This window comes from Brachybacterium sp. UNK5269 (genome assembly GCF_049266655.1).
GTDB lineage: Bacteria > Actinomycetota > Actinomycetes > Actinomycetales > Dermabacteraceae > Brachybacterium.
The window spans coordinates 1,914,349-1,931,935 of the sequence record NZ_CP184883.1; the positions used below are offsets into that span (position 1 = coordinate 1,914,349).

Below are 17,587 nucleotides of genomic sequence, written 5' to 3' on the forward strand. Positions count from 1 at the left end.
GGTGGATCAGAACCCCATCAGCATAGTCACGACCGCACTGTGACGGTCCCCACCCCGGGGCCGGTCACGGCCGTGCGGGCTTGCCTCCGAGGCCACCGCTGGTGAGAATGATTGTCATGTCGATCCCGACCCGCCCCGCTCGCCGCACCCTCCTCGCCCTCGCCGGTCTCGGTGCAGGCGCCGCGCTGCTCAGCGCCTGCGGCGGGGACTCCGGTGCGAGCGGCGGGGACGGCCTCACCGTCGTGACCACGAACTACCCGCTGCAGTACCTGGTCCAGCGGGTGGGGGGTGAGCGGGTGGAGTCGGTGGACCTCGCCACCCCGGGCGCCGACGGCCACGGGCTCGAGCTCTCGATGCGCGAGGCGCTCACGGTGCAGGAGGCTGCGCTGGTGCTGCAGATCCCGGGCTACCAGGCGGCGGTCGACGATGCGATCGCCTCCGGGCCCGGCGGCAATGTGCTCGACATCTCGCAGACGATCTCCCTGCTGCCGGCCGACGGACACTCCCACGAGGAGGGATCCGCCTCCGACGGCGGCGGCGAGCACGCCGACGAGGAGCACGCCGAGGACGAGGACCACGCCGGCCACGACCACGGCCCGAACGATCCGCACTTCTGGCACGACCCGCTGCGGATGGCCGATGTCGCAGACGCCCTGGCCGATCGGCTCTCCGAGCTCGACCCCGAGGGCGCCGAGGCCTTCGCCGCCGGCGCCGAGGCGGTGCGCACCGAGCTCGAGGAGCTCGACCGGGAGCTCGCCGCCGGATTCGGCGCCGTCGCGGGCGAGCGGGCCTTCATCACCAGCCACGCCGCCTTCGCCTACCTCGCCGACCGCTACGACCTCCACCAGATCGGCATCACCGGAGTGGACCCGGAGACGGAGCCCTCCCCGCGGCGCCTGCTCGAGCTCGAGCAGCTCGTCGAGGACGAGGGCGTGAGCACCATCTTCTTCGAGTCCACGGCCTCCCCGAAGGTCGCCCAGACCCTCGCCGCGAACGTCGGCATCAGCAGCGAGGAGCTCGACAACCTCGAGACCCGGCTCAGCGAGGACGCCGACTACGCTCAGGTGATGCGCGAGAACAGCGGCAAGCTCCTGGAGAGCTGGGCATGAGCGGGGACCGGGGACCGGTCCTCGAGGTGCGCGGCGCCTCCGTCTCCCGCGGCGGTCAGCGGGTCCTGCACGACGTCGACCTGCGCGTCGAGCGCGGCGAGCTGGTCGCCCTGCTGGGCGCCAACGGCTCCGGCAAGTCGACCCTGCTGCGCGCGATCGTCGGCGTCCTGCCCCTGGAGACCGGCTCCGCGACACTGCTGGGCCATCCCGTGCACCGCGGCATCGCCCACGACCACCTCGGCTACGTGCCCCAGGAGTCCGCCGAGGGCGGATCGATCCCGGCCACCGCGCGCGAGACGGTCGCCAGCGGCCTGCTCAGCTCCCGCTCCTGGTGGCCGAGCGCCCGCGACCCCCGCGTGGATCGCGCCCTCGCGGCCGTGGGCATGGCGGAGCTGGCCGGTCGGCCCATCACCCGCATGTCGGGCGGACAGCGCCGCCGGGTGATGATCGCCCGGGCCCTGGTGCGCGACCCCGAGTTCCTGGTGCTCGACGAGCCGTTCTCCGGCGTCGACCTGCCCACCCAGGACCTCATCGCCGACCTGTTCCGGGAGCTCTCCGCCACCGGCACCACGATCCTGGTGGTGCTGCACGAGACCGGGCCGCTGGCCGGCGACATCCGCCGCGCCGTGGTCCTGGACCACGGCCGCGTCGTCCACGACGGACCCGAGACGGAGCGCCCGCGCCTGGATCCGGGCCACGACCATCCCGAGGACGCCGCCCCCCTCGACGAGTGCCTCGGACAGGAGCTGCACCCCCTATGATCTCGCCGCTCGACATCCTCACCTCCGACCTGCTGCGCTACCCGCTGATCATCGCGGTGCTGATCGGGCTGACCGCACCGGTGGTCGGCACCTACCTGGTCCAGAAGCGGCTCTCCCTGCTGGGCGACGGCCTGGGGCACGTGGCCCTGACCGGCGTGGCCGTCGGCTGGCTGGTGGGCGCCTGGCTCTCGGCGAGCCCGGCGGACCTGCTGGCCATCCCCGGCGCCCTGATCGCCTCCGTGATCGGGGCCGTGCTCATCGAGTACGTGCGGGAGGTCAGCCACACCAGCCGCGACGTGGCCCTGGCGATCCTCTTCTACGGCGGCATCGCCGGCGGCGTGGTCATCATCCAGCTCGCCGGCGGCACCTCCCAGAACCTCATGGGCTACCTGTTCGGCTCCCTGTCCACCGTCACCGCGCTGGACACCGTGATCTCCGCCGTGCTGGCGGTGGTGGTGCTGGCGATCGGGGTGGGGCTCTCCGGGCTGCTGGCCGCGGTCACCGGGGACGAGGAGTTCGCCCGCGCCTCCGGCCTGCCGGTGCGCACCGTCAACATCCTCATCGCCGTGATGGCGGCCCTGACCGTCACCCTGTCGATGCGGATCGTCGGTGCCCTGATGGTCTCGGCGCTGATGATCGTGCCGGTCGCCGCCGCCCAGCACGTCGTGGTCGGCTTCGCCCGCACCATGCGCACCGCCATGGTCATCGCCGTGGTCTGCGCCGTCGGCGGACTGCTGATCACCGTCTACGTCGACCTCCCGCCCGGCGGGGTCATCGTGCTGCTGACGATCGCCGCCTACGTGCTGGGGCTGCTCGCCAGGTCCCTGCTGTCCACCCGTCGGCCGCGCGGCGACGACCGGGCCGGGGCGAGCCCCACGGGCGTGACCGAGACGGCACGTCGGATGCCTCACCCGGCATAGAAGTCCTGCTCAGGATGGGAGAGACTGGAGCGATGCAACGGAACACCCGCCAGCGAGCCGCGATCCTCGAGACGCTCTCCCGGCAGGACGACTTCCGCAGTGCCCAGCAGATCCACGAGCAGATGAAGAGCGCCGGGGAGACCGTGGGCCTGGCGACCGTCTACCGGAACCTGCAGGCCCTCGCCCGCTCCGGCCGCCTCGACCTGCTGGTGGCCGGCGACGGCGAGAGCCTGTACCGCCAGTGCGAGGACACCGGCCACCATCACCACCTGGTCTGCCGGGAGTGCGGTCGCACGGTCGAGTTCCTGGCCCCGAAGCTCGAGTCCGCGATGACGGCCATCGCCCACGACCACGGCTTCACCGACGTCGACCACACCCTCGAGGTGTTCGGTCTGTGCGAGGACTGCGCGAGCGCCGCGGAGGACGCCGGAGACGCCGACGAGCCCGCGGCGAACGACGACGAGGACCCGGCACGATGATGGAGTGGATCCAGGAGCTGCCGCTGCTGCCCGCGGTCGCGTTCCTGTACGTCGTGATCTGGCTGCGCGCCGGCGGCACCTACCTGGTGGGCCGCGGGGCCCGCCGGGCGGCGAACCGGGGCCGGATCGCGGCCTTCCTCGAGTCCGACGGCGTCCAGCGCGCCTCCGAGCTCGTCAACCGCTGGGGCGCCCCGGTAGTGGCGCTGAGCTTCCTCACCGTCGGCTTCCAGACCGCCGCCAACGCCGCCGCGGGACTGACCGCGATGCCCCTGAAGCGCTACCTCCCCGCCCTCGCGATCGGGGGCCTGGCCTGGGCCTTCATCTACGCGACGGTGGGCCTGGTGGCCTTCATGGCCTGGTTCGAGCTGTTCGTGCGCTCCCCCTGGGCGGCCGTGGCGGTGCTGGCCCTGATCGTCGCGCTGATCGCGGTGCTGCTGCGCCACAAGCGCCGCACCGGCGGCCTGACCCAGGCCGCCCCGAGCCCGGGGACGACCGCGACGGAGCCCCCGGCCGACGCGAGTGCCCGCGCGGCCCGCGACGTCGAGGACCGGGAGCCCGTCGACTGAGGACCCCGCGCCGCCGGGTCGGCGCCCTCAGGCGCCCGCCGACTGCTCCGGGGCGTCGATCGCGCCCCCGTAGCGCCGGTCCCGCCGGGCGTACTCGGTGATCGCCCGCCACAGCACGATGCGGTCGACGTCCGGCCACAGCTCCTCGACGAAGACGAGCTCCGCATAGGCGGACTGCCACAGCAGGAAGTTCGAGGTGCGCTGCTCCCCGCTGGTGCGCAGGAACAGGTCCACGTCCGGCATCCGCGGGTCGTCGAGGTAGCGCGCGAAGCTCGCGGCGGTGATGCCCCGGGAGCTGAGGCGCCCGGCGCGGGCCTCGTCGGCGATCTGCCGGACGGCGTCGAGGATCTCGGCGCGGCCCCCGTAGTTCACGCACATGTACAGCGTCATGCGCGTATTGGCGCGGGTGAGCTCCTCGGCCTCCCGCAGCTCCTTGATGACGCTCCCCCACAGCCGCTGCTCGCGGCCGATCCAGACGATCCGCACACCCCAGGAGTTCAGCGTGTCCCGCTGGCGGCGCAGGACGCTGCGGGAGAAGCCCATCAGGAACCGCACCTCGTCCGGGGAGCGCTTCCAGTTCTCGGTGGAGAAGGCGTAGGCCGACAGATGGGTGACCCCCATCTGCAGGGCGCCGGCGACCACGTCGAGCAGAGCCGCCTCCCCGGCCTCGTGGCCGGCGGTGCGCGGCAGGCCCCGCCGGTTCGCCCAGCGGCCGTTGCCGTCCATCACCACGGCGACGTGCGCGGGGATGGTGGGGGACGGCAGCTGCGGGGGCCGGGCGCCGCTGGGATGCTCGAACGGCTCCTGGTACCCGTGAGCGGGGGCGGCGGGCATGGGTCCTCCTGGGTTCGGGCTGCGCACGCGCTCAGCGCTCGACGTAGTGCAGGGAGCGCACCGAGCGCTCGAGGTGCCAGGTCAGCGTGTCGCTGATCAACCGGCCCGCCTCCTGCATGACGGTCTCCTCGGCACCGACGACATTCTCCCAGTCCCCGGCGAGCAGGAAGATCAGGTGCTCGATCGTCGACTGCCGCACCGCGATCACCCCCGGGCGACGGCACGAGGTGCACACCAGGCCGCCGGCCCGGATGTCGAGCGCATGGTGCGGTCCGGCGGCCCCGCAGGTCGCGCAGACCCGCAGCTCCGGCGCCCAGCCGGAGACGGCGAGGGTGCGCAGCAGGAAGGAGTCCAGGATCAGGGGTGGGGCGATGCGGCCCTCGCTCATCGCGCGCAGCGCACCGACCAGCATCAGGAAGCCGCGCTGGTTGGGGTCCACGACCTCGTCGGTGAGCCGGTCGGTGGTCTCGAGCATCGCACTGGCGGCGGTGAAGCGGCCGTAGTCGGCGCTGATGCCGACGGCGAAGGCGTCGATCGTGACGACCTGGGTGACGGTGTGGAGGTTCTTGCCGGCGTGCAGCTGCACATCGACCAGGGTGAAGGGCTCCAGGCGGGCGCCGAAGCGGCTGCCGGTGCGGCGCACCCCCTTGGCCACCGCCCGCACCTTGCCGTGGCGGCGGGTCAGCAGCGTGATGATGCGATCGGCCTCCCCCAGCGGGTGGGTGCGCAGGACGATCGCGTCGTCACGGTAGAGCTTCTGCTGCATGGTCCCCTGAGCCTACGACCGGGTGGTGACCGGCGACCACAGCGCGCAGCGGTGTCGGCCGGGAGCTTGGTCACCGCGTGCACCGTTCGGTCGGCCCGGGGCGCTGCCGACGGGCGGCACGGCATGATGGTGATCAGACCCGTCGGCCGGTCCCGGCCGGCGGCCACGACCCGGAGGGAGTCGCCATGGGGATCTTCCCGATGCTGCGCCGTGACAGGACCACCACCAGGACCGCCCGCCAGGCGCTGAAGCAGGCCCGCCAGGGCGTCGATCCCGGTGCCGCGGAGGGCAGCGCCCTGGAGCGGACCGTGACGATCATCCGCGACGTCGGCCTGGACGGGAAGCTGACCTACGCCTCCGCGGCGGAGGTCGCGAAGAAGGCCCAGCGCGGCTCGGCGCGGAACCGACCGGACCGGGCGATCCGCCGGATCGTGCGCCAGCACCGGCGGGGCGTGACCGCAGGCGGCTTCCTCACCGGGCTCGGCGGCTTCCTCACCCTGCCGATCCTGCTGCCGACCAATGTGGTGGAGTTCTACGTCCAGGCCACCCGCATGGTGGGGGCGATCGCCGCGGTGCGCGGCTACGACCTCGCCGACGAGGAGGTGAGGGTCCGGGTGCTGGCCGCGCTGCTCGGTGAGGAGTCCGGCGACGTGCTGAAGAACATCGGCCTCGGGCCGATCGCCGGCGTCGCCGCGCGGGGGGCGGCCAAGAAGCTGCCGATGTCGCCGCAGTCCCAGGTCGCCGAGGCCATCGGCGGGCGGCTGCTGCGCCGCTTCGGGCTGCGCTCGGTGCGGCTGTTCGGCAAGGCCGTCCCCGGGCTCGGCGCCGTGGTCGGCGCCGGCAGCGACCGCTCCCAGCTGAACCGGATCGCGAAGGCCGCGCAGAAGAGCTTCCCGCCGGTGGCGTGATGCGGGCGTTCGTGGCGATGCGCCCCGCCGAGCCCGCTCTCGCGCATCTCGCGGCGGCGCTGGAGGACGTGCGCGCGACCTCGTGGCCGGCGCTGCGCTGGGGTGATCCCGAGCAGTGGCACCTCACGCTCGCCTTCCGCCCCGACCTGCCGGAGGGGGCGGTGGACGGGACCCTCGAGGACCTCGCCGCCGTCGCGGCCCGGCATGCGCCGCTCTCGCTGCAGCTCAGCGGGGCCGGGGTGTTCAGCGCGCGCACCCTGTGGATCGGGGTGGGCGGCCAGACCGAGCAGCTCGCCGCGCTGATGGGCGAGCGGCTGCTGGATGCGGAGGGCCGCCCCGGCGACGGACGGGAACGGCGCCGCGCGCATCTGACCGTCGCCCGGGTCTCCTCCCGCGCGCCGCGGGCGCCGCGGCGGCGGGTCCGCGGCGCCGCCCCGCCGCCGGATCCGACGCAGCTGCTGCTGGCGGAGGTGGTGCGGGCCCTGTCCGTCTACCGGGGTCCGCTGTGGCGGGGCGAGGCGCTCGAGCTGGTCGCCTCCGAGCTCGGCGGAGGCCGCTCCGGGGGCCCGCGCCACGAGGTGATCGGGACCGTGCCGCTCGCGGGCTGAACCGCGGCCGGCGGCCGCCTCACCTCCGCTGCCGGCCGACGGCGAAGACGCGCCGGAAGGGCAGCACCACGCCATGGCCCGCGTCGGGGTACGCCGCGCGCAGTCGCCGCCGGAACTCCTCCTCGAAAACCGGGCGCAGCTGCTCGGGCAGCGCCTGCAGCGTGGGTCGGGCCCCGGTGCCGCTGACCCATGCGAAGACCGGGTCCGCACCGTGCAGGACGTGCAGATAGGTGGTCTCCCAGGCGTCGACCTCCAGCCCCAGGTCCTGCAGGGCGCGCAGGTAGGTCGGCGCATCGTAGGCGTCGGGCTGGGCGACGCCGCGGGTGTGGTCCGCGAACGGCTCCTCGGCGGCGAGCTCGGCGCGCAGGGTGTGGCTGGGCTCGCCGAAGTTCCCGGGAACCTGCATCGCGAACCAGCCGCCGGGGGCGAGCATGCCGACGAGGCGGGGCAGCAGCTCCAGGTGCCCGGGCACCCACTGCAGCGCAGCATTGCTGATCAGCACGTCGACCGGGGCGGGCGGGGTCCAGTCGCGCAGGTCCGCGAGCTCGGCGGTGATCCCTGCGACCTCCGCCGCGCGGGCGATCATCTGCGGGCTCGAGTCCACCGCGTGCACCGCGGCCTGGGGCCAGCGCTCGACCAGCAGCCGGGTCAGCGTGCCCGGACCGGCACCCAGATCCACCACCTGCCGCGGCGCGACGGCGCCGACGCGGGCGAGGAGGTCGACGAAGGGCCGCGCCCGCTCGTCGCCGAACCTCGAGTACTGCTCCGGGCTCCAGGTGTGTGCCATCAAGGCTCCTCTCCTCGGACCGCGCTGGGCGCAGCGCGCTGTCATGGCGTCGCGACCGGCGCGGTCACGCTCACCTGCATCCTCGGCTGCATGAGCGAGACGCCGGCGCCGGGGTCGATCCAGCCGTCCGCGAGGGACGGGTCGTAGCTGGTCTCGACCACCGTCAGCTCCGCCCCGGCCTCCACCGCGGCATCGATCACCACCGTCTGCCCGGCGCGGACGCCGTGGATCTGCAGGGTCCGCAGGGGCTCCGCCGAGTCGAGCGGGGTGCCGTCGATGCGCACCGCGCTCAGCCCGCCGGCGCTGACGGTCAGCTCGAGCGCCGAGGCCTCGCGCGGGGCGGTCACCGCCACCTGCATGTGCCCGGGTCCGCTCTCGGTGACCTGCACCGTCGGCACGGGAACCGGGGACGTGCCCGTGACGCCGTCGAGCCGCCTCCCCCACTCGGTGCTGCCGGTGACCTCCCATCGCGTGGCTCCGTCGGCGCCGTCCACGTGCGCGATCACCCGCTCCTGGGTCGGTTCGGGCGAGGCGAGGGTGACGGCGGTGCCGCCGATGCTCGCGCCGACCGCGAGCACGGCCAGCAGCACCGGGGCGAGCAGGCGACGGGGCCGACGGACGGATCGCTCCCCTGCCGCGGTGGCGAACAGGGCCGCGGCCGCGCCGAGCCCGATCAGCGCGGTCCCGGCGATGCCGCCCGCCGAGGAGGCGATGCCGAACTCCGCGAGCGCCGAGAGCTGGGTGCCGAGCAGCCATCCCGTCGGCAGCAGCGCCACGGCCCGCACCACCAGGGCGGGCAGCGGGGGCAGCAGCGCCGCTGCCGGCGTGCCGATCGCGGCGATGGCCGCCGGCAGGACCACCCAGCCCGCGAGTGCCGGGGAGACCACGGCGAGCACGGCGAGCAGGGCCGTGACCAGGATCGAGGCCCCCAGCACCAGCGCCGCGCGGGAGAGCCACCGGCGGGCGAGCACCCAGCCGGCGCCGGCCACCGCGGCGGCGGCAAGCAGCTCGGCGAGCACGAAGAGCTCGGCGTGGACCGGCTCCCGGGTGCTCTGGGACAGCATCTGCGGGCTCACCACGCCCGCGGCTTTCCACAGCTGGACGGCGGCGAGCACGGCGAGCACCAGCACGATCAGCGCGACCAGAGCGCCGGCGGCGACGCCGCGCGCGGTGAGCTCCCCGCGCCGCCTCAACAGCACCACCGCGGCGAGCACCAGCAGCGGGGAGAGCACGCCGAGCACGGACACCATCCCGGGCGGCACCGCCACCACGCCCCATGGAGCGGTGGTCTGGACGGGCTCCTCCCCCGCCCGCTCCTGGAGGGCTCCGAGATCGCGAGCAGCCAGGTCGCGGGTGAGGGCGAGGGTCAGGTCGCCGTAGTGCTGCAGGGTGCCGGGATCCAGATGCGCGGCGTCGTCCTGCGCGGAGTGGTAGGCCCAGGAGTCGTCGATGATGGCCATGTCCAGGCCCCACCAGCCGCCCCCGCGGTAGACGGTGAAGTCGGTGTCGTTGGGGATGATCTCGAACAGCGCCTCGGTGAACGACTCGAACTCGGGGCGGGGCGCGGCGTCGACCACGGTGTGCATCGGACCGCTCGCGCGGGTCATCAGCGGGCGTCCGGAGACGCCCCGGGCCTCGTGGTTCAGCACCACCACCGGCGCCCGGAGCTCCTGAGCCGCTCCGCCGAGGAAGGCCTCGGCGCCCAGCAGTCCGCGCTCCTCGCCGTCGACGAGCAGGAGGACCAGGTCGTTGCGCTGCGCCTCCGGGCCGAGGGCGCGGACGGTCTCGAGGATCACCGCGAGGCCCACGCCGGCGTCGGCGGCGCCGGGCGCGTTGGGCACCGAGTCGATATGGGTGGCCAGCACGATGGTGCCGGTGGGCGCCGTGCCGGGACGGGTCGCGACGAGGTTGCGCACGTATCCGGTGGTCGCGTCGCTGCCGTACGTCCGCGCACCGATCCCCTCCTCGGTCCGGGTCGTGAAGCCGAGCGCGGTGAGCTGGGCGGCGAGCTCCTCGTGGGCCCGGTCGTTGGCGGCGGAGCCGACCGGGCGCGGTGCGGCGACCAGCGGGGCGACGGCCTCCGCGGCGCGAACGGCGCTGAAGCGCTCCGGCGGTGCATCGGCGCCGACGGGGGCGGTGACACCGCGCGAGGCCACCCCGGCGATCGCCATCGCCAGCAGCACCAGGAGCAGCACCAGCACCTGCCGGCCGGAGATCGCCGTGGGCGCTCGCGCGGGGCGGGCGGCGGCGGAAGGGGCCGGGTGGTCGGCGGCAGCGGTGCCGCGGGAGTTCGTCATGGCTCCTTCCTACCGGCTGGGGCGGCGAATGGCGCCCTCCCTGCGGAGGAGATCCTGGATCGAGTCGGCTTCCCGGAGTCACCGCGCCCTTGGCACTCTCGGGGGTAGAGTGCTAATCTGCCCATAGTTGAGTCGCACCGACTCATACAGGGAAGACCACCCCTCGAGGGTGGCCGCGACAGGAAGGAGACACCATGGCTACCTACGATCCGTTCCGAGACCTGGAGCGTCTCGCGAGCAGCTTCCTCGAGACCGGCCGCCGCGGCCCGCGGGAGATGCCGATGGACCTGTATCGCGCCGGCGATCACTACGTCCTCTCCACCGATCTGCCGGGCATCGATCCCGGATCCGTGGACATCGACGTCGACGGCCAGCTGCTGACCATCCGCGCCGAGCGGACCCTCACCACCGACGACTCGGCGCAGTGGATCACGCGCGAGCGCACGGGCGGCACGTTCCTGCGCCAGCTCAGCCTCGGGCAGGGACTGGACACCGAGAGGATCACCGCCAGCTACAACAACGGCGTGCTCAACGTGACGATCCCGGTCAGCGAGAAGGCCAAGCCCCGCAAGATCGAGATCACCACGCAGGACGGCCAGCAGCAGATCGAATCCACCACGGCCTGACCGCCCGTCCGCACCCACAGATCGACCCCCGGCTCCCCGCGATGCCGGGGGTCGCGTCCGTCCGGGCTCGTCGAGCGATGGCGGCCCGGCGACCTCACGCAGGTCCGGCAGCAGCGCGGTGCCCGGCGGCCAGGCCGTCACCCGCGGCGCTCCGCAGGTCGGTCTCGATCTGGGGGTCAGCGGCCCTTGCGGTCCCGACCTTCTCGATCAGGGCGCAGGTCGGCATCGAGCGCGTCCAGCGCGGACCTCAGGTCGGCAGAGGAGTCCAGCCGGACCTCCTGATGCGCGACGCCCCGGCGACCCAGACGGATCACCGCCGCCTCCGCGTAAGGCGTGCGCTCCCGGTGGACGCCGACGACCTCACCCGTGCTGTCCTGGCCCACCAGGATCTCTCCCCCGAGGAGGAGGTACGGCTCGCCGGCACGGAGTTCGAGCTCGTGCGCGCTGCACACGTCGAAGGTGGCGTCCTCGACAGCGAACCAATCATGCGGGGGCGCCGCGCAGCCCCTGACCTCGCACTGGCTGGGGAACGGATCGGATCCGGCGTGTTTCCGGTGCAGCATCAGCAGCCTCCTGACCTCTAGATTCCTCGGGCCTCTCGGTGTCCCGGAACGATACGCCGGTCCGGCGAGAACGCGCGACCGGGCGGTCGAGTCCGGCGTCGACAGGGCGGAAGGGACGAGGTGAACGAGGGCCGCCCGGCTCTTTTCGACCAGTTGGTTCTTTCGCTTGAGAACCGCCGGGTGGGGTGCGTAACGTTCCGGTAACAAGCAAATCGCTTGGCCGGCCGCACCGGCCGGTGAACGAAGGGAGATTGCAATGGCAGACCAGAACAACTCCGGACAGTTCGGCAACCGCAACGACACCGAGGAGCAGGCGCAGAAGGGTGGCCAGGCCAGCTCGGGCAGCTTCGGCGACTCCAACTCCGCCGACCCCAGCCAGGCCGGCCGCGAAGGCGGCCAGGCCAGCTCCGGGAGCTTCGGCGACTCCAACTCCGCTGATCCCAGCGAGGCCGGCCGCGAGGGCGGCAAGGCCAGCTCGGGCAGCTTCGGCGAGTCGAACTCCGCCGATCCCAGTGCGGCCGGCCGCAAGGGCGGCAGCAGCTCCTGAGGCATCCCGGCGCGATCATGCGCCGATGAACATGAGGGGGGACGGCGTCAATGCCGTCCCCCCTCGCCATGCCCCGGGAACGCCCTCGGCGGGACATCGACCACGACTAATGCTGCGCGCCGAAAGGCGCGACCCGGCGTCCTGCGGTCCTTCCGAGCCGGCGCCTCGCACAGCATGTCGCGGCATCTCGGCGCCGCCGTCGGGGAATCGGAACGGTATTCGCGGATCGTAAGACAGCACGTTGGATCGCAGATCGCGCCCGGAGCGGTCACATGCCCCGGTTCAGTTCCCGAGAACGCCGTCCCGCTCGGTCAGCAGATCGTCACCGAGCCCGGCAGGAATGGGATCCGCCGGGGGCAGGCCGGTGAACCAGCTCGGCAGCACGCGCAGCAGAGTCTCCAGCACCGTGCCGCTGTCCAGTGCAATGCCGTCACGGGCGTCCGGCGCCGTCTCCACCAAGGAGTCGATGAGCACCTGCACCGTTCCGCCGGCCAAGAACTGCGCGGTCCGCGCGATGTCCACACGCGGGGGCAGATCGTTCCCCATCCCTCGCAGGACGTCCTCGTACAGACGGGCGCAGGTCGCCACGACACTCACATAGGCACCATGGCGCACTTTCCACCCCAGCGCGCCTCTGATGAAGGCGTGGTGATGCACCGCGTACGCGGCCATCCCTGCCGCGGTGGCCTGCACGATCTCGTGGCCGGACCGGCCCGCGACGGCAAGCGCGGCGGCCCTCGCCTCCTGCGCCTCGAACATCTGGTCGAGCATCTCGCCGAGCAGCTCGTCGAGACTCCCGTAGTGGGTGTAGAAAGCGGAGCAGCTGACGCCGGAATGCCGGGCGAGATCGCTGACGGTGACATCGTCGCCACTGACACTCAGATTGCGCGCCGCCGCGAACAGTGCGGCTTTCGTCCGTGCAGGGCGAGGATCCGGCGCACGGGTCACAGGGGTAGACATTCCCTCAGCCTATGGCCACAGCCTGAGTGTCAAGGAAGGCCCGCCGTGGATTCCGTCCCCGTTCTGCAGGGGCGCTCGTCGAACCATTCTTCGGCAGGTTCCTCCGGCGTAAGGGCAGGTGATCGGCGCCCGGCTGGGAACTGTGGAATGACGGTCGGCCCGCCGACATGCTCCGCCGGCTCTCCGGAGCCTCGGCATATCGAGACCATAGAGATGCCGCCAAGTCATCCGACCTCCGCGGGCCGACGAGAGCCCAGCAGCTTGGAGTCAACGTCCGGCCGAACGGCGCCGCGGCTTCGCGCATCCCTCAGTTCCGGGAACGCGCAGGGGTCCTCGTGTTCGCGGCCCGCCCAGCACCTCGCGCGCCGTCGGCTGCTGACGGAGTCGACCCTGTCTGCCATCCGCGCGTTACAGCGTTAATTGCCAGAGATAGAACTGACAGCCGTATTATGCTGTTCGATCGGAAGGGTCGCGCCGACCTGAAGGATCCGGCGTTCATCGGGCCGGCGACACCGTCATCGCAGCGCCGATGAGCCATTCGAGCTCCAGCTGCTGCGGGCGGTCCGTCGCGCTCCGGCCGGACGTGCTCTTCGGGAACGGCCCGGCCCGCTCCCCCGCCGTCTCGCGCTGCGGCGAAGGATTCGCCCGACCGAAGGACCACGACCATAGGCACCCTGCTCTCCGCAGGCCTGCTGTCCGACGCGCCCGCTCAGTCCTCCCGCTCCGCCGACCTCCGAGGTTCCCAAGTCGCCGCCAGCTGCGCCACCTCCTCCGGTGACGGCAGCTCCCCAGTGAGGCACTTCGAGAGCCACTCGATGTGCATGTACGTGCTCACCTCCGTTGTCAGCGCCACCGGCGCGAACTGCACCGCCCGCTCCAGCTGCCACCGCCGCAGCGGTGTCGCCTCCACCTCCACGCGCGGCATCTGCGCCCGGCGCTTCGCCGCCTCGAACTGGTCGAGCACCGCCTTCGTGCGCGGCCACGCCCGCGCCGCCGTCTCCCGCTGCGCGCGCTCCGCGCGCAGCTGCGCCAGTACCGCCTCGCGGCACTGCTTCTCGCTGACCTTCGTCATCGCCTGGTCCTTTCGGTCTGGCGCCTGTGGCGCCGCCCCGCTGGTACGGGACCTGACCTCGAAACCCCCGCAGCGGGGTGGCAGTCAACCCCGAAGAGCGGAAGGTCAGGACCACTTTTTCGCCCGAGCTTGCGAGGGTAAAAAGTGGGCCTGACCTGGAGTGTGGGTTGACTGACGGGGTCCCCCGCGGGGTACCCTCCGAGGTCCCGTAGCAGAGGCATCCCCAGCCACGCTGGCAGCCCCGGGCGTGGCGGCCGCGCGCAGCCTTGGCCGCCGCAAAGCAGAGCCCGCGCAGCGGGGCCTTAGAAGACAGGAAAGCCCGGAGGGCGCGACAATCGCGAAGCGGCGCGCTCCGGTCCGAGCGAGACCTCGGCGCCGAGCTTCGAGGTCTCAGCACACTGCCCGCGACGCGGACCGATCGCCCCTTGGGCAGCTACTCCCAGAAGCGGGCCTTGGCCTCGTCGGCCATCTCCGTGATCTCGGCCCACTCTTCGACCGACGCCCATGCAGGGCGCTCGTCCGGCCTGTCGTCTTGCTCGAGCATCCACAGGATCACCGTTCCGCGCAGCATCTCGCGGAACCCCACGGTCCGCTCTGCGGCCTCGGCAACGTCGTCCTCGTCCATGGCATCTCCCCGCTCGGTGGTCAGGTCAGCATGGCGGCGCCGGCCCCGGAAGCGCAGAGAAGGACCCGGCAGTGTGGATAACTCCAGCGGCCCCGACCGAGTGCGCCTGGTTAGGGCTGGCCGGGGCGCTAGGACAGGAGCGCGATGTACTGCTTGCGGGCGGGCATCGAGTGGATGAGCTCTTCGGTACCGTCGTCCCACAGCGGCACGACCAGCTCCAACAGCCGAGCGTGGTGATCGACGCCGAGTCGGAGCTCGCACTGGGGATGCTCATCATCGAGCGCGGCGACGTACACCGCGGTGCGCGCCGCGTAGATCGAGTCCTCGGGATCGATGCCGTGCTTCGTCGCGGAGGGGCGGACCCTCACGCGGTGGCCCACTCGCGCACCGCGCGACGAATGGCCTCGGACCGATTCAGGTGCTCGCGGTCGGCGCGCTCCATCAGATGCGCGATCTCCTCGTCCGTGAACCGCACCGGAACAACCTGGGCTGCCTGAGCGCCCCGAGCAGGCCGACCACGCTTGCGCAGCTGCTCCACGTCGTAGCCGGCCTCGGCCTCCTCAACCCAGGCATCAACCTGCTGCTCGCTGACCTCACGGCCCTGCATCTTCCTCACACCCCATATCGTATTACATAAATGATGAGACGCCACCCGCCCACCGCTTCCTGAGGTGCGTAGGGCCCGGGGTGACCGAGTTCGAGGCTCGCGCCGGTAAGGCGCCGTCGTCGTCCACCGCCGCCTGGGCTCCGGTCGCCGCTCCGCTGCGTGGCGCCGCAGCGTCGATCGGTACCCGTCCAGGTCCGCGGTAGCGCGGTGTCGACGCGCTCGTGCCGCACCCACACCTCAAGGGCGACAGGGGGCGAAGTCCCGTCATCGGCTGAAGCGGGCATGGCCTCTCGGCGTCACTGCCCGTTCGTGTCAGCTTTCAGCGCTACCTGCGAAGGGGTGGGGTGCACGCGGCCCCGAGAAGATCGCAACACCGCGTCGTTCACATAATCTCCTCATCTACCGCTCCGTGGCGAATATTTTCCGGACGCATGATCATTGTGCAGGTTTAAGGATGTCGCTATATGATTCGTTGGTTTATTCCAGCGGATGTAAGGGAAGTGCCATGGCGCGCAAGACGACGATCCTCCTCACCGACGACATTGACGGCTCAGAGGCCACCGGCACGGTGAGCTTCGGCCTTGACGGCGTCGCCTACGAGATCGATCTGAACGACGACAACGCCCAGCAGCTTCGTGACGAGCTCGCGACCTGGGCCGAAAAGGCGCGCCGGGTCGGGGGCCGGCGCACCACCGGCGCCCGCAGCACCGGCTCCGCGAACGAGACCGCGAAGATCCGCGCCTGGGCCCGGGAGAACGGCCACGAGGTCAACGAGCGCGGCCGCCTCTCCAAGGAGATCCGCGAGGCGTACACCGCCGCGCACTGACAAGACCCCGCACGAACGACCACGTTGGCACTCTCCGGACGTTAAGAGCAAAGGCCTCCTCCTGAGAGGGGGCCTTTGCTCAACCGGGAGCACGTCGTGACCGCGCTGGCTACCGCTGACATCCCTCAAACAGAGACTGTGCCCGCCGACGTAGATAAGTCGGCACGCCGAAAGCTACTTGGTGGGCCTGCGGTCACTGAGTGGGGTTCCGCCAGCACGTAAGCCACATCCGTTGCCACCATGACCGGCGCGCCCACAGCCACTGTGCGGAACACCGATACCGGGACGCTGCCCGGGGGAGTGGAACCAGAGCGGATTACGGATCGACGCGGATCTGGCGCGGGTTCCCAAGGGCCCGTCTCGGCGAGTCAGCTCCCGCACATGGTCGATATGACGATCGATCCAGTCACTCACGAAGCCGGAGCGTTCTTCCGCTCGGCCACCTCGTCGTAGGTCGCATCGTCGATCAGCCCCTCGCGGTGCGCCTTCTGCACCTCACGCCAGGACCCCGGGCCAGGGCTCGCCACGATGTCCTCCAGCCACTCCGGCTCCGGAATCGGCGTGTACTCCCAGCGAGCAAGCTCCTCGATCAGCTGCTTCCGCGTGAGCTGGCCCAGCGAGTAGCGCTGGCAGATCTCATACGGGCCAGCGCCCGAGAACCCCGGAACAGCCTCAGGGACCTCCCGGGCGACCTTCAACGACTGACTCAGCGCCGACTGCGAGACACCCAGCACCCGAGCCACCTCCGCCTGAGGACGACCCTCACGGTCAAGATGCTTCAACGCGCGACGGTAATCCAGCGTCGCAACCTCCACCTGACGCCGACTCACCGCAGCCACCACCAGATCATCCGCCGGACGATGCGACTGTGCGGTCATCGAAACCACCTCCCATATAAGCACCCTTATACTGCGGCCACGGCAATGTCACGACCCCCGACCCCTCAAGCCTCGAGCGCCAACACCGTGCCCAGCATCCTGGCCGTCGACCGCATCGCCATCATGTCGGCACGAAGGCTTGCCGGCTTGCTGGCAGGCGGGCGGCGGAGGCGGACCGAAGGTGTGTGGCGAAGGCATTGAGGTAGATGCCTGTGGTGGGAATGCTCTTGTGGCCTAGCAACTGGTGGATCCCGGGGGATTCGGACGCCGGCGTCTCATCGACCTCGCGGCCATCGGAGACCGGACCGGCGTCGCTCCGCTGCAGGGAGAGTGGATCACCGCCCAGCCCGGCATCCGCTGCGCGATCGCCAGCATCACCAACGCCAGCGAAGTCGCACAGGCGCGCCTCCCGCCTGCGAACGCGGCACTGGCCGAGGCCCTGCAAACCATCCGCCCAGACCAGGTCCACCTGGAGTCACGGCCGCGCAGGAGTCCTTGCAGCAGGCCAGCGAGAAGGTCGCCGCGGTCACCGAGGCCGCTGCAAAGACCGACGCTGAGGTCACTCTCTGCACCAAGAGCGACTGCCCCGGCTGCTACGCCACCAAGCGCGCTCTCGAGAAGACCGGCGTCGAATACGACGAGATCAAAACTCGAGCAGCACCCCGAGCTGATATCGCGGTTCAAGCGCCAGGGGGTGATCCAGGCGCCCATCATGGAGACCAACGACGGAGAACGCTGGACCAAATGCAACCTCTCCAAACCGTAGGAGCACGGGTGGGAGGAAAGGAATCAGACTCCGGGGCAACACCACTATTGTGCCGTGCGCCTCCTTGAGCTACCTTCTGAAG

23 protein-coding genes are annotated in these 17,587 nt (G+C 71.6%); 11 read left to right on the forward strand and 12 right to left on the reverse strand.

The features are described from left to right. Positions 1–116 precede the first annotated feature (116 nt). The 5 genes from ACOJUI_RS08875 to ACOJUI_RS08895 are packed head-to-tail and all read left to right on the forward strand — an operon-like array spanning position 117 to position 3,835. On the forward strand, positions 117–1,109 hold the full coding sequence (locus tag ACOJUI_RS08875) for a metal ABC transporter substrate-binding protein (protein WP_422114612.1): 993 nt from the start codon (positions 117–119) through the stop codon (positions 1,107–1,109). Continuing rightward, the gene (locus tag ACOJUI_RS08880; RefSeq protein WP_422114613.1) at positions 1,106–1,870 is read left to right on the forward strand and encodes a metal ABC transporter ATP-binding protein; all 765 of its coding nucleotides are present in this window, start codon (positions 1,106–1,108) and stop codon (positions 1,868–1,870) included. Before ACOJUI_RS08875 ends, ACOJUI_RS08880 begins: the two co-directional genes overlap by 4 nt. Continuing rightward, a complete protein-coding gene (locus tag ACOJUI_RS08885) occupies positions 1,867–2,790 on the forward strand; it encodes a metal ABC transporter permease (protein WP_422114614.1) in 924 nt (307 codons plus the stop codon). Before ACOJUI_RS08880 ends, ACOJUI_RS08885 begins: the two co-directional genes overlap by 4 nt. A gap of 32 nt (positions 2,791–2,822) precedes the next feature. Continuing rightward, positions 2,823–3,269, forward strand: a complete 447-nt coding sequence (locus ACOJUI_RS08890; protein WP_422114615.1) for a Fur family transcriptional regulator — start codon at positions 2,823–2,825, stop codon at positions 3,267–3,269. Then, complete coding sequence (locus ACOJUI_RS08895; RefSeq protein ID WP_422114616.1) at positions 3,266–3,835, forward strand: DedA family protein; 570 nt, start codon at positions 3,266–3,268, stop codon at positions 3,833–3,835. Before ACOJUI_RS08890 ends, ACOJUI_RS08895 begins: the two co-directional genes overlap by 4 nt. Positions 3,836–3,862: 27 nt before the next feature. On the opposite strand, the gene ACOJUI_RS08900 is transcribed toward ACOJUI_RS08895, so the two are convergent. Next, a complete protein-coding gene (locus ACOJUI_RS08900; RefSeq protein ID WP_422114617.1) occupies positions 3,863–4,669 on the reverse strand; it encodes an isoprenyl transferase in 807 nt (268 codons plus the stop codon). Positions 4,670–4,700: 31 nt separating this feature from the next. After that, a complete protein-coding gene (recO, locus tag ACOJUI_RS08905; RefSeq protein ID WP_422114618.1) occupies positions 4,701–5,435 on the reverse strand; it encodes a DNA repair protein RecO in 735 nt (244 codons plus the stop codon). Positions 5,436–5,620: 185 nt separating this feature from the next. On the opposite strand from recO, the gene ACOJUI_RS08910 reads away from it, so the two are divergent. Further along, a complete protein-coding gene (locus ACOJUI_RS08910; RefSeq protein WP_422114619.1) occupies positions 5,621–6,343 on the forward strand; it encodes an EcsC family protein in 723 nt (240 codons plus the stop codon). Next, entirely contained in the window at positions 6,343–6,951 is a 609-nt protein-coding gene (thpR, locus tag ACOJUI_RS08915; protein ID WP_422114620.1) for an RNA 2',3'-cyclic phosphodiesterase, read from the forward strand. Before ACOJUI_RS08910 ends, thpR begins: the two co-directional genes overlap by 1 nt. A 19-nt stretch (positions 6,952–6,970) precedes the next feature. Here the strand turns inward: thpR and ACOJUI_RS08920 are convergent, their stop codons facing one another. After that, complete coding sequence (locus tag ACOJUI_RS08920) at positions 6,971–7,738, reverse strand: methyltransferase domain-containing protein (RefSeq protein WP_422114621.1); 768 nt, start codon at positions 7,736–7,738, stop codon at positions 6,971–6,973. Positions 7,739–7,779: 41 nt separating this feature from the next. Continuing rightward, complete coding sequence (locus tag ACOJUI_RS08925) at positions 7,780–10,035, reverse strand: M28 family peptidase (protein WP_422114622.1); 2,256 nt, start codon at positions 10,033–10,035, stop codon at positions 7,780–7,782. Positions 10,036–10,229: 194 nt separating this feature from the next. Here ACOJUI_RS08925 and ACOJUI_RS08930 point away from each other — a divergent pair, with 194 nt between their 5' ends. After that, positions 10,230–10,661 carry an Hsp20/alpha crystallin family protein gene (locus ACOJUI_RS08930; RefSeq protein WP_422114623.1) on the forward strand — a complete coding sequence of 144 codons (432 nt, stop codon included), beginning with the start codon at positions 10,230–10,232 and terminating at the stop codon, positions 10,659–10,661. Positions 10,662–10,837: 176 nt separating this feature from the next. Here ACOJUI_RS08930 and ACOJUI_RS08935 read toward each other — a convergent pair whose 3' ends face one another. Continuing rightward, positions 10,838–11,224, reverse strand: coding sequence for a hypothetical protein (locus ACOJUI_RS08935; protein WP_422114624.1), 387 nt, complete (start codon positions 11,222–11,224; stop codon positions 10,838–10,840). Positions 11,225–11,480: 256 nt separating this feature from the next. Between ACOJUI_RS08935 and ACOJUI_RS08940 the strand changes: the two genes are divergently transcribed. Continuing rightward, positions 11,481–11,771 carry a stress protein gene (locus ACOJUI_RS08940; protein WP_422114625.1) on the forward strand — a complete coding sequence of 97 codons (291 nt, stop codon included), beginning with the start codon at positions 11,481–11,483 and terminating at the stop codon, positions 11,769–11,771. Between the two features lie 282 nt (positions 11,772–12,053). Here ACOJUI_RS08940 and ACOJUI_RS08945 read toward each other — a convergent pair whose 3' ends face one another. From ACOJUI_RS08945 to ACOJUI_RS08965, 5 genes are all read right to left on the reverse strand, one after another. Next, positions 12,054–12,731 carry a TetR/AcrR family transcriptional regulator gene (locus tag ACOJUI_RS08945; RefSeq protein ID WP_422114626.1) on the reverse strand — a complete coding sequence of 226 codons (678 nt, stop codon included), beginning with the start codon at positions 12,729–12,731 and terminating at the stop codon, positions 12,054–12,056. A 709-nt stretch (positions 12,732–13,440) separates the two neighbouring features. Continuing rightward, the gene (locus ACOJUI_RS08950) at positions 13,441–13,803 is read right to left on the reverse strand and encodes a hypothetical protein (RefSeq protein ID WP_422114627.1); all 363 of its coding nucleotides are present in this window, start codon (positions 13,801–13,803) and stop codon (positions 13,441–13,443) included. A gap of 433 nt (positions 13,804–14,236) precedes the next feature. Continuing rightward, positions 14,237–14,428, reverse strand: coding sequence for a hypothetical protein (locus ACOJUI_RS08955; protein WP_422114628.1), 192 nt, complete (start codon positions 14,426–14,428; stop codon positions 14,237–14,239). Between the two features lie 128 nt (positions 14,429–14,556). After that, a complete protein-coding gene (locus ACOJUI_RS08960) occupies positions 14,557–14,796 on the reverse strand; it encodes a hypothetical protein (RefSeq protein ID WP_422114629.1) in 240 nt (79 codons plus the stop codon). Beyond that, complete coding sequence (locus ACOJUI_RS08965; protein WP_422117642.1) at positions 14,793–15,035, reverse strand: ribbon-helix-helix protein, CopG family; 243 nt, start codon at positions 15,033–15,035, stop codon at positions 14,793–14,795. Before ACOJUI_RS08965 ends, ACOJUI_RS08960 begins: the two co-directional genes overlap by 4 nt. A 505-nt stretch (positions 15,036–15,540) precedes the next feature. Here ACOJUI_RS08965 and ACOJUI_RS08970 point away from each other — a divergent pair. Beyond that, on the forward strand, positions 15,541–15,861 hold the full coding sequence (locus tag ACOJUI_RS08970; RefSeq protein WP_422114630.1) for a histone-like nucleoid-structuring protein Lsr2: 321 nt from the start codon (positions 15,541–15,543) through the stop codon (positions 15,859–15,861). Between the two features lie 410 nt (positions 15,862–16,271). Here the strand turns inward: ACOJUI_RS08970 and ACOJUI_RS08975 are convergent, their stop codons facing one another. Together ACOJUI_RS08975 and ACOJUI_RS08980 are read right to left on the reverse strand one after the other, a co-directional pair. Beyond that, on the reverse strand, positions 16,272–16,739 hold the full coding sequence (locus ACOJUI_RS08975; protein ID WP_422114631.1) for a hypothetical protein: 468 nt from the start codon (positions 16,737–16,739) through the stop codon (positions 16,272–16,274). Positions 16,740–16,860: 121 nt separating this feature from the next. After that, a complete protein-coding gene (locus ACOJUI_RS08980; protein WP_422114632.1) occupies positions 16,861–17,208 on the reverse strand; it encodes a hypothetical protein in 348 nt (115 codons plus the stop codon). Between the two features lie 26 nt (positions 17,209–17,234). Here ACOJUI_RS08980 and ACOJUI_RS08985 point away from each other — a divergent pair, with 26 nt between their 5' ends. Continuing rightward, positions 17,235–17,573 carry a glutaredoxin domain-containing protein gene (locus tag ACOJUI_RS08985; protein WP_422114633.1) on the forward strand — a complete coding sequence of 113 codons (339 nt, stop codon included), beginning with the start codon at positions 17,235–17,237 and terminating at the stop codon, positions 17,571–17,573. The last annotated feature ends 14 nt before the right edge of the window (positions 17,574–17,587 follow it).